At 68.0% G+C, this 14845-nt stretch carries 12 protein-coding genes; 6 read left to right on the forward strand and 6 right to left on the reverse strand.

Going from position 1 to position 14845, the window contains the following annotated elements:
• Positions 1-77: 77 nt before the first annotated feature.
• From E4634_RS00270 to E4634_RS00280, 3 genes are all read left to right on the forward strand, one after another.
• Positions 78-1163 carry a hypothetical protein gene (locus E4634_RS00270; protein ID WP_135440601.1) on the forward strand — a complete coding sequence of 362 codons (1086 nt, stop codon included), beginning with the start codon at positions 78-80 and terminating at the stop codon, positions 1161-1163.
• Between the two features lie 16 nt (positions 1164-1179).
• Entirely contained in the window at positions 1180-2481 is a 1302-nt protein-coding gene (locus E4634_RS00275) for an LssY C-terminal domain-containing protein (RefSeq protein ID WP_135440602.1), read from the forward strand.
• 80 nt (positions 2482-2561) lie between these two features.
• Positions 2562-3038, forward strand: a complete 477-nt coding sequence (locus E4634_RS00280) for a MaoC/PaaZ C-terminal domain-containing protein (RefSeq protein ID WP_135440603.1) — start codon at positions 2562-2564, stop codon at positions 3036-3038.
• A 12-nt stretch (positions 3039-3050) separates the two neighbouring features.
• Here the strand turns inward: E4634_RS00280 and E4634_RS00285 are convergent, their stop codons facing one another.
• Entirely contained in the window at positions 3051-3575 is a 525-nt protein-coding gene (locus E4634_RS00285; protein WP_135440604.1) for a hypothetical protein, read from the reverse strand.
• Positions 3576-3670: 95 nt separating this feature from the next.
• Here E4634_RS00285 and mnmC point away from each other — a divergent pair, with 95 nt between their 5' ends.
• Genes mnmC through E4634_RS00300 form a run of 3 tightly spaced genes read left to right on the forward strand, consistent with a single transcriptional unit; the run spans position 3671 to position 9497 of the window.
• Entirely contained in the window at positions 3671-5722 is a 2052-nt protein-coding gene (gene mnmC, locus E4634_RS00290) for a bifunctional tRNA (5-methylaminomethyl-2-thiouridine)(34)-methyltransferase MnmC2/FAD-dependent 5-carboxymethylaminomethyl-2-thiouridine(34) oxidoreductase MnmC1 (RefSeq protein ID WP_135440605.1), read from the forward strand.
• 3 nt (positions 5723-5725) lie between these two features.
• Positions 5726-6505 carry a glutaminyl-peptide cyclotransferase gene (locus E4634_RS00295; protein ID WP_135440606.1) on the forward strand — a complete coding sequence of 260 codons (780 nt, stop codon included), beginning with the start codon at positions 5726-5728 and terminating at the stop codon, positions 6503-6505.
• A 52-nt stretch (positions 6506-6557) separates the two neighbouring features.
• Positions 6558-9497 (forward strand): insulinase family protein, encoded by a 2940-nt coding sequence (locus tag E4634_RS00300; RefSeq protein ID WP_135440607.1) that lies wholly within the window; start codon positions 6558-6560, stop codon positions 9495-9497.
• 79 nt (positions 9498-9576) lie between these two features.
• On the opposite strand, the gene E4634_RS00305 is transcribed toward E4634_RS00300, so the two are convergent.
• From E4634_RS00305 to E4634_RS00325, 5 genes are read right to left on the reverse strand one after another with little or no spacing between them, the layout of a single operon-like run.
• Positions 9577-10560, reverse strand: coding sequence for a DUF1254 domain-containing protein (locus E4634_RS00305; protein ID WP_167854692.1), 984 nt, complete (start codon positions 10558-10560; stop codon positions 9577-9579).
• 46 nt (positions 10561-10606) lie between these two features.
• A complete protein-coding gene (locus tag E4634_RS00310; RefSeq protein ID WP_135440609.1) occupies positions 10607-11521 on the reverse strand; it encodes an LLM class F420-dependent oxidoreductase in 915 nt (304 codons plus the stop codon).
• A gap of 31 nt (positions 11522-11552) precedes the next feature.
• Entirely contained in the window at positions 11553-12596 is a 1044-nt protein-coding gene (locus tag E4634_RS00315; protein WP_206046743.1) for a M14 family metallopeptidase, read from the reverse strand.
• A complete protein-coding gene (locus E4634_RS00320; RefSeq protein ID WP_135440611.1) occupies positions 12584-14065 on the reverse strand; it encodes a glutamate-cysteine ligase family protein in 1482 nt (493 codons plus the stop codon). Before E4634_RS00320 ends, E4634_RS00315 begins: the two co-directional genes overlap by 13 nt.
• 60 nt (positions 14066-14125) lie before the next feature.
• Entirely contained in the window at positions 14126-14836 is a 711-nt protein-coding gene (locus E4634_RS00325) for an SIMPL domain-containing protein (RefSeq protein ID WP_135440612.1), read from the reverse strand.
• Positions 14837-14845 lie beyond the last annotated feature (9 nt).

The following is a 14845-nucleotide window of genomic DNA, read 5'->3' on the forward strand; positions in this document are numbered from 1 at the left end:
CGACAAAAACTACGCCGGGTCGTTGCGCCCGGCTTGCAGGGCTCAGGCTCCACCGCCTGCTGGCACCGCTGGGCGCAATGCTGCTGTCCGCCTGCGCCAGCCTGCCGACGCCGGAGGAGATCGCCAGCGCGCCCTCCCCCCTGCCCGGCCTGCCGCTGGCGCTGGATGGGCGGGCCGTGTTTCGCGACACCTTCTGCGCCCTGGCGCACGCGCAACAGCCCGACCTGGTCGCCGCGGACCCGGACTGTGAGCAGTTGCTCTGGCGACTGCCCGATGAACCCGCCGCCACCGGGTCGCACGGCCCGGCCGATGCGCCCTCGCTCGCTCCTGCCGAGACGCTCGTCGACGACAGCTCGCGCGTCTTCATCGTCGGCGGCGCGTTCTCCGATTGCTTCGGCAGCGCTTCACAGGCCTATCGCGACGGCGCCGAGGTGCTGCGCAGCGCGGGCGCGGATGTCGTCCGCATTCCGGTCAGCGGCCGTTCCAGCGCCGAGTACAACGCGGCGATCATCGCCAGGGAACTCCAGACCGCGCAGCTGTCGCCGGAGGACACGGTCATCCTGCTCGGCTATTCGAAGGGCACCGTCGATATCCTGCAATTCCTGGCCGAGACACCGGCCATGGCAGACTACATCGACGCGGTGATCAGCGTCGCCGGCCCTACGCTGGGCAGCGCCACCGCGGACACCGGCGACTGGGTCTACGATGTGTTCATCGCCCACGGCTTCTCCGGGCACTGCGACCCGGGTGACGGCGGCGTCATCGACGCCCTGGTCACCGAGCGCCGCCAGGCCTGGTGGCGGGAAAACTCGCCACCGGCCGGCATCCGCTTCTACTCGCTGCTGGGAATTGCCACGGAGCAACACCTGGCCCGCGCCCTGCGCCCCAGCTGGCGACTGCTGGCCGACCAGGCGCGACTCAACGACGGCCAGGTCACGCCGCAGGAGGGCTGGGTGCCGGGCAGTACCCTGCTGGGTTTTGCCCATGCGGATCACTGGAGTATCGCGGTGCCTATCGAGGAGGAACTGGAATTTTTCGCCGCCCGCCCCGACCCGCGACCGTACCCGCGCTCGCTGCTGTTCCAGGCGCTGGTGCGCTATGTGGTGGCGGATCTTTCGGGGCCAGATGGCGCGCCCGATACACGCGGTAAAAGCGGGCAATAGGGGTTAGACTGCACGGATGCCGAGAGCCAAGACCGCAATCGCCGCCAGGCTGCTGGCCGCACTGTTCCTGCTGGCTGCGCTCGGGGGCTGCGCCAGCTATGCCCCCGCGCCACTGGACCAGTGGCCGGACCGCGAGCGCCTGCACCGCGAGACCCAGGGGCAGGTCACCGTCTCCGCCAGCATCCTGTCCGACGCCGAGGCGCAGGCCCTGTACGGCGTGGACCTGTCCGACGTGGGCCTGCAGGCGGTATGGCTGCGCATCGAGAACGCCTCGCCGCACAGCTACTGGTTGCTGGTATCGGCACTGGACGCCAACTACTTCGCCCCTGACGAGGCCGCCATACTGTTCCACTGGCGCCTCTCGCGCGAGAACGAGCAGCGCGCCACCGCGCGCTTTCGCGAACTCGCCATTCCGCTGAAGACGCCCTCCGGCAGTGTCAGCGAGGGCTTCGTGCTGGCCCCGCGCCACGAGGGCGGCCGCTACCTGCCGGTGTTGTTGATGGGCAACAACGAGGTACTCAGCTACGGCTTTGCCGTCGCCCTGCCGGACGGCGAATTTGATTTCGAGGCCCTGGATGTCGCCGCCATCTACCGCGACGAAACCCTGCCCGAGCACGACCTGGACACTTTGCGCCAGCAACTGCTGGCGCTGCCCTGCTGCACCTACGACAAGGCCGGAGAACGCGAGGGCGACCCGCTCAACGTGGTCCTGGTCGGCGACAGCGCGGCGGTGCTCTCGGCGCTGACCCGCGGCGGCTGGTCCTCCACCCACCGCATCGACAGCGACACCGTGCGCCGCATGCTCGGCGCCGCGATCTCCGGCAGCGCCTACCCGGTGGCGCCGATCAGCCCGCTGTACCTGTTCGGCCGCCAGCAGGACCTGGCGATGCAGCGCGCGCGCAGCAACATCCTGCAGCGCAACCACATCCGCCTGTGGCTGGCGCCGTTTCGTTTCGAGGGCAAGCCGGTCTGGGTGGGGCAGGTCAGCCGCGATATCGGCATCAAGGCAACCTGGCTGAGTCCGACCCTGACCACCCACGTGATCGACCCCAACGTGGACGAGGCGCGCGAGCACCTGCTGCAGAGTCTGCTGGTCAGTGGCGCGGTGCGGCGTTTCGCCTTCGTCGGCGGCGCCGCCGCGGCCAGCGCCGAGGCACCGCGCAGCAACCTCACCGACGACCCGTTCTTCAGCGACGGCCTGCGCCTGGTCGCCGAGGTCTCCGCACGGGATACCATTCCGCCGCAGGACGTGAAATTCGTCGAGTGGCGCACCAGCGCCGACCCCAACCGCAGCGCCGTCGACACCGCGGCGCCCTGAACCGGCCAGCGCGGCCGCTCGGACAACACCACACGCGGAAATGCGTTAAGCTTGCGCCGCCATCATCCCGGAGCAAAGCCATGACGCAGTTGAGCAACTACACCTACGACGAAATCAGCATCGGCCAGCGCGCCAGCTTCGAGCGCAAGGTGGAGGAACGCGACATCCAGTTGTTCGCCGCCGCGACCGGCGACGTCAACCCCCTGCACCTGGACGCAGACTTCGCCGCAACTACCCGTTTCGGCGAGCGCATCGCCCACGGCATGCTCACCGCCTCCTTCGTCTCCGCGGCACTGGCCATGCGCCTGCCCGGTCCGGGCACCATCTTCATGGAGCAACAGGTGCGCTTCCGCCTGCCGGTCAGGATCGGCGACGTGATCAGCGTGGAACTGGAGGTGACGGAGAAGGAGGACAAGCGCAAGGCGGTGACCCTGGCCTGCACCGCGCGCAATCAGGACGGCAAGGCCGTGCTCACCGGTACCGCGAAGGTGGTGGCCCCGGCGGAGAAGCTCTCCCTGCCCTGCCCGCCGACACCGCAGGTGACGGTCGCCGGCTGAGCCGTCTGCGCCTCAGGCGGCGCCGTCGGCGGCGGCCTGCTGGAACTGCTCGTGGCCGAGGTACATCAGGTGCAGCAGCACCGAGGCGTCGCGGCCACCGAGGTCCGCCGCCAGCACCATCACCGTGGGCTGGCCTTCCTCCATGGTCACCGCGGGGATGCCGAAGATCATCTTGTCCTCGTTGTTCTCAGCGCCGAAGGTGCTGACCTCCTTGTCCTCCTGCACCGCAGCGGCGATGTTCGCCATCAGCGTGCGCGTGCTGGCGCGGAAGGCGCTGTAGTTGAAGTTGCCGTGAAACTCGGTGTGATCCAGCGCGAGGTCGAAACGCACGGTGGACTTGTCTTCCATCTGCACATTGGTCAGCGCCACCCGCTTGCCCTGGGCCAGCGCCTTGAACAGGTTCTTGGCGTCGGTGCGCGGCGACTCGACCAGCGCCTTGTGCAGCAGGTTGACGGCCACGGTCAGGAACTGGTTCCTGGACAGGCTTTTGGTCTCGTACTTGGCCATGGTCACCTCGGTGTTTTCGCAGGCTGGCAAGTCTACTGGCAGGCGCCGCCGCAGGCAACGGCGACTGCTGCCTTGCTGTTCACGGGTGCCGGTGACCGCATAGCCGGCGGCGAGCCGCGACTGCTATGCTTGCCGCCCATGTACGCCAGCACCCACCCCACCGCATCGTGAACCGCGACAACACGCCCTGGGGGCCGACCCCCGCCGCCGACCTGCAGTGGACTGCCGCAGGTGAGCCTTGGTCCGGCCGGTTCCAGGACATCTACTTCTCACGCGAGGACGGGGCGGCGGAAAGCCGCCACGTGTTCCTGGCCGGCAACCAGCTGCCGCAGCGCTGGCAGGACTGGCCCGGGGAGCGCTTCTGTATTGCCGAGACCGGCTTCGGCACCGGGCTCAACTTCCTGCTCACATGGCAGGCCTGGCGCACACTGCCGACACCGCGGCCGCGCCTGCACTACATCTCGGTGGAACGCTACCCGCTGGCGCGCGAGGAACTGCAACGGGCGCTGGTCGCGTGGCCGGACCTTGGCGAACTGGCGGCGGCGCTGATCGCGTACTGGCCCGGGCGGCTGCCGGGGCAGCATCGGCTGGTATTGGAGGACGGCGCCGTACTGCTCGACCTGTGGTGGGAGGACGTGGCGCAGGCGCTGCCGGATCTCGCCAGCCACGGCCCGCAGGTCGATGCCTGGTACCTGGACGGCTTCGCCCCGGCGCGCAATGAGGCGATGTGGTCGGCGACCCTGTTCCCGGCCATCGCCGCGCTGTCGCGGCCGGGCACCACCTGCGCCACCTTCACCGCGGCCGGGGAAGTGCGCCGCGGGCTGGCGGCGGCCGGCTTCGATATGCACAAATTTCCAGGCTACGGCCGCAAGCGCGAATCCCTGGGCGGCGTTCTGTCCTCCGCCGCGCCCGCACCGCCGCTGCGGGCAACCCCCTGGGACCTGCCGGATACCCCCACCGATCCCGCCGCCAGTGCCCTGGTACTGGGCGCCGGGCTGGCCGGCTGCAGCGTGGCCCGCGCCCTGGCCCGGCGCGGCCTGGCGGTCACCGTGCTTGAGCGCGGGGCGATCGCCGGCGCGGCGTCCGGCAACCCGCAGGGCATCCTGTACACGCGCCTGTCGCGCCGCCACGCGGCGCTGACCGACTTCGCCCTGCAATCTTTCCGCCACGCCAGCAGCCACTACGCGGGCATGTTCGCCCGCGCCGAGCTGCACACGGGGGAGGACGGCGAACTGTGCGGTATGTTCCATCTCGAGGAAGATGCCGACGAGTTCGCAGCCCTGTCGGCGGCACTCACCGGCCTCGAGGACCTGGCCGCGGGGCTGACGCCCGGGCAGGCGGAGCAACACCTGGGTCTGGCAACGGCACTGCCGGGCTTCTGGTTCCTTGGCTCGGGCTGGCTGCGGCCGACGGCGCTGTGCCGCGCGCTGCTCGAGCACCCCGGCATTCAGGTACGCAGCAATTGCGGCGAACTGGCACTGGCGCACGAGGGTGGCCAGTGGCGGGCCCGGGATGCGCACGGCAAGCTGGTCGGCGAGGCGCCAGTCGCGGTGATCTGCGCCGGGCACACCAGCCTGTCCCAGGCCGGTCTGGACTGGCTGCCGCTGCGCGAGATGCCCGGACAGACCACGCAACTGCCCGCCAGCGCGGCGAGCAGCACCCTGCGGGCAGCGGTATGCCACCGCGGCTACATTGCACCCGCGGCTGGAGGCGAGCACTGTATCGGCGCGACCTTTCGGCCGCGCGAGCGCAACGTCGAACTGCGCCCATCAGAGCACCGGGAAAACCTGGACAACCTGGCCGCCGCCCTGCCCCAGTGGCAGCCCTGGCTGGACGCCCTGCCGGCCGCGGAACTGCACGGCCGGGTGGGCATACGCTGCACCAGCCCCGACTACCTGCCCCTGTGCGGGCCGGCGCCGGAGCGCGAGGCGTTCTTGCACGCTTATGCCGGCTTGCGCAAGAATGCCCGTCAAATCATCGCCCAGCGAGGCCCCTACATGCCCGGACTCTATGTCAACACGGCCCACGGCGCACGCGGCCTGAGCTCCACGCCACTGTGTGCCGAACTGCTGGCCAGCCAGATCTGCGCCGAAGCGCCGCCGGTCTCGCGCGAACTGTCGCGCGCGCTGTCCCCGGCCCGCTTCCTGGTCCGCGACCTGTCACGTAACCGGGCCTGAACTATGTACCACTGCCTGTGCCGCCTCGCCTGCGCACTACTCGCCACCGCCGCGCTGTCGGCACCCGCCCTGGCCATCGAGCAGTACGGCTACCGGGTCATCGACAAGAAACCCCAGGACCGCAGCCTGTTCATCCAGGGCCTGGAAATCCGTGACGGCAAACTGTACGTCGGCTCCGGCAACTACGGGCAGTCGGTGCTGCAGCGTATCGATTTCGCCAGCATGGAGCCCGAAGTCACCCGCCACCTGAACCCGCGCCTGTTCGGCGAGGGCGTCACCGTGTTCGGCGACTTCATCTACCAGCTGACCTGGCGCGAGCGCATGCTGCTGGTGTTCAAGCGCGACGACCTCTCCCCCGTGGAATGGCACCCCCTGGCCGGCGAGGGCTGGGGCATGACCAACGACGGCACGCGCCTGATCTACAGCGACGGCAGCGACAGACTGTACTTCCTCTCCCCGGGCACGCGCGGCGTGACCGGCTCAATCCGGGTCACCGAGAACGGCAAGCCGGTGACCAGGCTCAATGAACTGGAATGGGTCGATGGCGAAGTCTGGGCCAATATCTGGCAGTCGGACCGCATCGTCATCATCAATCCCGAGACTGGCGAAGTGCGCGCCAGCATAGACCTGCGCGGCCTGCTGCCGGTCATGGAGCGCAAGGCCGGCACCGACGTGCTCAACGGCATCGCCGTGGACCCCGCGACGGGTGACATCTGGGTCACCGGCAAGCGCTGGCCCTGGCTCTACCATATCGAACTGGTACCCGTCGCAAACCCGCAATAGGCGGCCGAAACGCGCTAAACTAGCGTTTTGTGCTGTCCCCAGAAGAGCGACTATGAACCAGGCATTACCCAGGGCCCATCCGGCCTTTGAACCCCTGCGCCAGCAGAGCATCGACGCCCTCGGCCTGCGCGTCGAGGAGTACCGCCACCGCGCCACCGGCGCCACCCACTACCACCTGGCGGCGGACAACCCGGAGAACGTGTTCCTGGTCGCCCTGCGCACGGTGCCCGAGGACTCCACCGGCGTGGCGCATATCCTCGAACACACCGCGCTGTGCGGCAGCGAACGCTACCCGGTGCGCGACCCGTTCTTCATGATGCTGCGGCGCTCGCTGAACACCTTCATGAACGCGTTCACCAGCTCTGACTGGACCGCCTACCCCTTCGCCAGCCAGAACCGCAAGGACTTCGACAACCTGCTGCAGGTCTACCTGGACGCAGTGTTCTTCTCGCGGCTGGATCCGCTGGACTTCGCCCAGGAGGGCCACCGCGTCGAGTTCGCCGAGCCGGACGATCCGCAGAGCGAGCTGGTGTTCAAGGGCGTGGTGTTCAACGAGATGAAAGGCGCAATGAGTTCCGTGCCCAGCTACCTATGGCAGAAACTCTGCGAGCACTTGTTCCCCACCTCGACCTACCACTACAACTCCGGTGGCGACCCGGAGCACATCCCGGACCTCAGCTACGAGCAGCTGTGCGAGTTCTACCGCAGCCACTACCACCCCAGCAACGCCATCTTCATGACCTACGGCGACATTCCCGCGCCGGAGCTGCAACAGCAGTTCGAGGAGCGCGCCCTGCACCGCTTCGGGCGCCAGGAAGAGCGCATCGCGGTGGCGGCGGAGGAGCGCCTGCCGCAGCCCCTGCGCGTGCGCGAGCGCTACGCCTTCGACGACAGCGGTGAGACCGACCATCGCACCCACCTGATCGTGGGCTGGATGCTGGGCGAGAGCTGCAACCTGCAGGAGATGCTGGAGGCGCAATTGCTGTCCAGCGTGCTGCTGGAGAACAGCGCCTCCCCCCTGCTGCGCGCGCTGGAGACGACGCCCCTGGCGCACGCGCCCTCGCCCCTGTGCGGGCTCGAGGAATCCATGCGCGAGATGGTCTTCGTCTGCGGCGTCGAGGGCACCGACCCGGAGCATGCGGAGGCCCTCGAAGCCCTGGTCCTCGACGTGATCCGCGATGTCGCCGACAACGGCGTGGAGCACGAGCGCCTGCAGGCGGTGCTGCACCAGCTGGAGCTGCACCAGCGCGAGATCAGCGGTGACGGCTACCCCTACGGCCTGCAGCTGATCCTGCAGGCGCTGGGTTCGGCCACCCACTACAGCGACCCGATTGCTGTGCTCGACCTCGAACCGGTGCTGGACTACCTGCGCCAGCGCATCGAGGACCCGCAGTACATCCGCGAGCTCGCCCGCCGCCTGCTGCTCGATAACCCGCACCGGGTGACCCTGCTGGTGGAGCCGGACCGCGAGCTCTCCGACCAGCGCGTGAAGCGCGAAAAAGCCCGCCTGGACGCCCTGCGCGCGACCATGGACGAAGAGCAGCGCGAGGCCACCCTGCGCCTGGCGCGCGATCTCGTCGCCCGCCAGCAGCAGGTGGACGACCCCGACGTGCTGCCGCGTCTGGAACTGGCAGACGTGCCCGCCAGCATGCCCGAGCTGGAATGCACCGAGGGAGCGGCCGGCGCCCTGCCGATGACCAGTTACGGTCGCGGCACCAATGGCCTGGTGTACCAGCAGATGGTCTCCCCGCTGCCACAACTGGACGAGGAAATGCAGCAGCTGCTGCCCCTGTACACCCAGTTCCTCACCGAGCTGGGCGTGGGCGATGGCAGTTACCTCGACGCGCAACACCGCCAGTCGGCCACCGTCGGCTCTATCTCCGCGTTTACCTCCATGCGCGGCAAGGTGGACGACGAACAATCGGTGAGCGCGCATTTCGTGCTCTCCTCCAAGGCCCTGCTGCGCAACGTCGCGGCCCAGTCCGAGCTGATGGCCGATACCATGCACAGCGTGCGCTTCGACGAGGTGCCGCGCCTGCGCGAGCTGGTCAGCCAGCAGCGCTCCCGGCGCGAACAGGCGGTGACCGGCCACGGTCACAGCCTCGCCATGTCCGCCGCGTGTGCGGGCATGAGCCCGCTGGCACGTCTCAACCACCACCTCACCGGCCTCGCCGGGATTCGCGCCCTGCGCCAGATCGACGAGGCCCTGCAGGTGGACGGCAAGGCCGAAGACTTTGCCGCGGAACTGGCCAGCCTGCACGGCAAGGTCAGCAGTATGCCGCGGCAGCTGCTGGCGATTGCCGAGCCCGAGGCCCTGGCGGACATCGCCGCGGCCGCGGCGCAGGCCTGGGGCGCACAGGTCGAGGGCGAGAACCCCGCCTTCGCACTGGCACCGGTGCGCGAGCGTCGCAATGAATTCTGGATCACCAATACGCAGGTCAATTTCTGTGCGCGCGCCTATCCCACGGTGTCGGTGCAACACCCCGATGCGGCAGCACTGACCGTGCTCGGCGGCGTCCTGCGCAACGGCTACCTGCACCGCGCCATCCGCGAACAGGGCGGTGCCTACGGCGGCGGCGCAATGCAGGACTCCGGCGTGGCGGCGTTTCGCTTCTACTCCTACCGCGACCCGCGGCTGGCCGAGACCCTGGCGGATTTCGACGCCGCGGTGGCCTGGCTGCTGGAGACCCGCCACGAGGCGCGCGCGCTGGAGGAAAGCATCCTCGGTGTGATCAGCAGCCTGGACAAGCCCGGCTCACCGGCCGGCGAGGCCAAGCAGCATTTCCACAACCGGCTGTTCGGGCGCAGCCACGCCCAGCGTGAGGAGTTCCGCGCGCGGGTGCTGGCGGTGAGCATCGAGGACCTGCGCCGGGTGGCGGAGACCTACCTGCAACCCGAGCTCGCCAGTACCGCGGTGGTCAGCAGCAGCGCACAGCTGCCCGCGACCGAGTCGCTGCGCGAATCACTCGGCCTGAAGTTGCAGGAGTTGTAGGCCGTTATTGCGCCCGCGCCCGTGAACGAAGTAAACGGACCCAAGGGCAAACGGAGTCACGGGTAAACGGGGTCAGAGCCTAGGCTCTGACCCCTTGCTTCACCGGCCGAGCCGTCGGAAAAACCCAACGCCCATCCAGCACCTGCGCCCGCGGCCGATACAGCCGCACCACATAATTCCACCCCGGAGTAATCGGCAGGCAGTTCCCCGGCGCCTGTTCACAACCCCCGAAATACACCGTCACACCACCATCGTCATCACACTGCGCGCTCACATTGTTAATCGAGTAAGCGTCCCGGTCATTTTTCTCAAAATACCCCTCCCGGTTGTACACACTGATCGACCAGAAACCGTCGACCGGCACCTCGTGCACGCGCAACACATGCGGCGTGACGCCATCGTTGCCCGGCGGGTGTACGTTCACGTAAAAGGCATCGCGCGCCGGGTTACCGCCCCAGCCCAGCGCCGTGCCGATAAGGTGCTGCACATCGTCAACCTCACCGCGCGCACCGAACATCTGCGCCGAATCCATGCCCCCGGCCGCCGCGGCAAGATCGTTGAGCGCCGCGCGAATGCGGCCGGTGGCCAGCGTATCCCAGGCCGGAATGACAAAATCGGCACCGCGCGGCTGCTGCAGCAGCACCTGCGCCTGCAGCGCGTGCGCCAGCGCGAAATCCGCCTCGCTGCCGGGGTCGACAAACGTGCGCACCAGCAACAGCGCATAGCGGGTGCCGACGTCCGCCAGGGAAAAACAATGGCTCCCCGGCGTGTATACCACCGCGGGCGTGTAGTGGTCCTGGTCGATCACCTGCAGCGCCATGAAACGGCCGCCGGCCTCGGGCAGGGTTACCGTGACCGGACCCAGCGACAGGTCCGCCACGGCGTAGGAATACAGCGCATCGCGGTTCATGCGCACGACGTCCTGCTTCTCGATGGAGGTCAGGTAGGGCACGTGCAGGAACTGGCCGAAGGCGCCGTTCTCGACGAACTTGCGCAGGTAGAGGTCGGTCTCGGCGCGCCGGAAGTTGGCCAACGTCACCGCAGCCGGGGTGTTTGCAGTCATACCACGGGGTCCTGCCGGTGTGGGGTAAACCAGCCCGGCGGCCGCTTCAGCTGTCGAGCTCGGACTGCAGCAGCTCCAGGGTGGCCTCGAAGGTATCGCCGAAGGGCATGACCGCGGCATTGAAGTCGGTCACCCCCGCCTGGCGCAGCTGGTCGATGTCCGCGCGCAGGGTATCGGCATCGCCGACCAGCGCGAGTTCCGCTGGCCCCTCGACCCCCTCGCGATCGAGCATCGCGCGGTAGGACGGCAGCATGCCGTAAATCTCCAGGGTCTTTCCAATATACTCGCGCGCCGCGTCGACATCGCGGGTCAGGCAGATCGGCATGCCACAGACAATGCGCGGCGCGGCGTGCCCACCGGCGCTGGCGGCCTCGCTGATCGCCGGTACGACGTGGTCGGCAATCGTGTGCGGCCCGGTCATCCAGGTGGTGGTGCCGTGGGTGTAGCGCCCGGCCAGGTCGAGCATGGTCGGCCCCAGCGCGGCGAGCAGCAGCGGCACCGGTTCCGCGCCGGGCACGTCCAGTTGCAGGTGCCCGCTCAGGTCCTCGCCGTCGTAGTCGACCTTTTCACCGCGCAGCAGGGGGGCCAGCACCGACAGGTACTGGCGCATGTGCTTGGCCGGCTTGTCGTAGGACATGCCGTACATGTCCTCGATAACCAGGCGGTGGGAAAGCCCGACACCCAGGGTGAAGCGACCGCCACAGGCGGCCTGGGTGGTCATGGCCTGTTGCGCCAGGGCGGCCGGGTGCCGCGGATAGCTCGGGGTCACCGCCGTGCCCAGTTCGATGTGGTCGGTCTCCCAGCCGGCGATCGCGCAGGCGCCCACCGCATCGAGACCGAAGATATTGGGCAGCCAGAGGCTGTCGAAACCGCGCGATTCCATATCCTGGGCGAAGGCGACCACGCCGGCCAGGTCCATTTTTATATCTGGCGTGGTGCCGGCGAAAATACCGATGCGCATGGTGGTGTCCTCGTGCTTGCGGGCGGGTGCTTCAGTGGCAGATGGTGGACCCATCGTCCCTGACAGCATAGAACAAACAGTCCGCGTGGGCGATCAGGGCATTGGTGGTGATCATGAACAGCTTCAGCGGCTGTGCGGGATAGATATTGCCGTCCTCGATGCGCACCAGGCGCGACACCGCGCAGTGCCCCCCGGCATCCTGCGCACGAAACAGGCGGGTAGCCTCACTGCCCGCCCAGCCGAGCAGGGTGTCGTCGCCCACACCACCGAAATTGTGGTGCTCGATGTCCGGCAGCAGGGTGATGTCGTAGTTGTCGCAGGGCGCTTCCGCGTAGGTCAGCGTGACGTTCTCGCGCAGCTCCAGGCGGATCGGGTCGCGCAGCAATTCAAGACCCCAGTCGGTCTGCGCCGGGCGCAGCACATCCTCGCTCTCGAAGTAGCGGCACATACCCTCAAAGGCCAGTTCGTGGGCCTCCTCGTCCAGCCTGCCGCCGACCTCGACGGTCACCGTGGGGCGCTGCTGCTCGGACAACTCCATCAGGGCGCCGAGACCCAGGTCGGACACGATCAGGCGCTGTGTGAACAGGGAGACCAGGGCGTCGTGCTGGCGGTCCATGTGGCAGCACACGCCGAACGAGGGGCCGGAACCGGAGGTATTGTGAATGTCCACCACCGTTTCCGGGTGGTGCAGGCGCAGGAGTTCCAGGATCTCCTCGGCAAGTTCGCCCTGGGCATCGTCGAAGGGCGGGCGGAAGCAGCGGTTGAGATCCCGCGCACGCGGCAGCATGCGATGTTCAAACAGCGGCGGCTCCAGCGCCGCGGCCACCGAGGCGACGATACAGACCACGTTGACCGCCGGGCGGCGGCCGCTGCGCAGCCAGCGGTACAGGGCGAACAGTCCGGAGGGCTCGTTGCCGTGCAACAGGGTGACCAGCGCGCGGGTGCGCGAGCTGTCCTCCCCGGTCAGCAACAGGCAGCCCGGCCCATCCAGCCAGTGCAGGAATTGTTCGATGTTCTCGCCGACCTCTTCGGGGTCGGGATCGCGTACAAATTTAAAACGTCTCAAAGCGGCCACCTCGCAACGGGCAGGTTTTCCGTACTGTATTCAATAAAGCGTTCGAGCATGGCGTGGCGGGCGCGATCCGCATCCATCTGCAGCGCCAGGCTGTCGAGGGTTTTCTGCTGCCAGATCGCACCGGACTGACGGCGCGCCAGGCGCTCCTCGATGATGCCCAGGTAGTGCGCAATCTCCTCGCCGTCGATGCCGATGGCCGCGAGGCCGTCGGCGGCGACCGGCAGCAGCTTCGCCAGCAGTTCGTCCACCGGCAGTTCGCGGGCGCGGCTACCGCCCTCCCCCGGCCACACCAGTTGTGCATCGAGACCGAACTGCGCGGCGCGGTAAAAATTGTACTGCGCGTAGTGGAAAGGCATCGCCGGCAGCAGTTGCGCCAGCTGGGGTCGCAGGCCCTCGGCCAGGCCGATGAGAAAGGCGGCATTGGCGGCCATGTCGACGGCGGTGGGTCCCGCCGGCAGCGCGCGCATCTCGATGCGCAGGTGGCCGCCGCTGGCGTCGTCGTAGATCGGCCGGTTCCACAGCCAGACCGTGCTCTGGTGCAGGCGCATCTCGGCCAGGCCGGGAATGCGCCCGGCCGCCAGTTGCTGGGCCGCCGTTTCCTCAGCGCAGATTGGCAGCAGCGGCTCGTAGACGCTGACCGTCTCGCGAAACAACTCCTCGGCGCCGTCGCGCACCCAGCCCAGGCCGAAACCGACACGCGGCGGCTGGTGACAGGCGTAGGGGTCCAGGTGGCGGGTATCGATAGACTGCTTGAACAGCGGTATACGCGTCTCCTGCCACAGGCGATGCCCGAACAGCGTCGGTGAATTGGCGCCGATCGCCAGGGCCAGCGGCGTGGCCAGTTGCACCGCGTTGAAGGTATCCGCGTAAACCGCCGGCGATACCCGGTAGTGCACCTGGAACGAGGTATTCGCACCTTCCAGAGTGATGTCGTTCATCTCGATGCGCAGGGGTTCGGCACCGCCGATCTCGATTTGGAAGCTGTCGCCGCGCTGCCGGATCAGCTGCCGCACCAGGGCGTGGTAGCGGCGCCGGTCGGTGATGCAGTCAGCGCCGAAATCGGTCTCGCGCAGGGTGGGCAGAATGCCGATGGGCACGATGCGCCCGTCCCAGCGCTGCGCCACGGCGCGCAACCGCGACAGGCTGTCGAGCATCGCCCGCTCGGTGGCAAAGAACGGCCGCTCGCGCACGCCGAACGCCGGCAGGTTGTACTCGAGGTTGTAGCGGTTCAGCTCCAGCGTGAGCGTCGGGTCGTCAGCGGCGGCCAGGACCTCCTGGTTGATCGGCAGAGGGTGGCCGCGCTGGTCGACGATGTACATCTCCAGTTCCGCGCCGAATGACGCCTCGCCCTCGCCGAAACCCGGACGCCGCAGCAGTTGCGCCAGCACGTCCAGGTTGTCGTGCAGGCGCTCGCGAAAGCGGAGAAAGTCCTCCGCATCGAAATCTATGCGATCAATTTCCAAACCCATGTGTGCAGTGTGCCCTGAGCGCCCCCGCGGCGGTTTGATCTAGGTCGTGTTCGCCCGATTCTACTGTTCGATCGCTATGCGCAACTGGACTCGCACACGGTAGGTGTTCTCGCCACTGGCGATGGGTACTGAGGCATCGGACATCGCCGCCCGCGCCTCCATCATCATCACCGGCTGCATGCGGTTCTGGTCCTCGCTGAGCGAGAGAATCCTGCCCAAGCGTACACCGGCCGCCTCGGCGAGCGTCGCCGCCTTGGCCATGGCATCGCGCACCGCCAGTTGGCGCGCAACCTCCAGGGCGACCGAGGGGTCGGCATTGGTAAAGCGGATATTCCCCCCCTCGTTGACGCCCAGCGAGACCGCCCTGTCGATGACGGCGCCGAGCTTCTCGAGGTCGCGCACGGTCACCGCCAGGCTGTTGCGCACGGTATAGCCGACAATCCGCGGCGGGGTCTCGCCGCGCGGCTTGTCGTAGTGGTAGCGCGGCTGGATGTTGAAGTTCGAGGTCTGCAGGTCGCGCGCTTCGACGCCGGCCTTGCCCATCGCCTCCAGCACCGCGCGCATCGCCGCGGAATTCTCGTCGAGCGCCGCGCGCGCGGTGTCCGCCTCGCGCATCACGGTCAGATCCAGCACGGCGATATCCGGCACCAGCAGCGACTGCGCCTCGCCGGTCACCGCGATCTCACCGGGCTCCGCGGCACTGGCGTGCAGCGGCAGCACGGCCAGCAGGCAGCTGACTATGGCCCAGGACAGTAATCCGGTTCTGTTCATGACGACTCC

It is taken from the genome of Mangrovimicrobium sediminis, from assembly GCF_004745945.1.
In the GTDB taxonomy this organism is placed as follows: Bacteria; Pseudomonadota; Gammaproteobacteria; order Pseudomonadales; family Halieaceae; genus Mangrovimicrobium; species Mangrovimicrobium sediminis.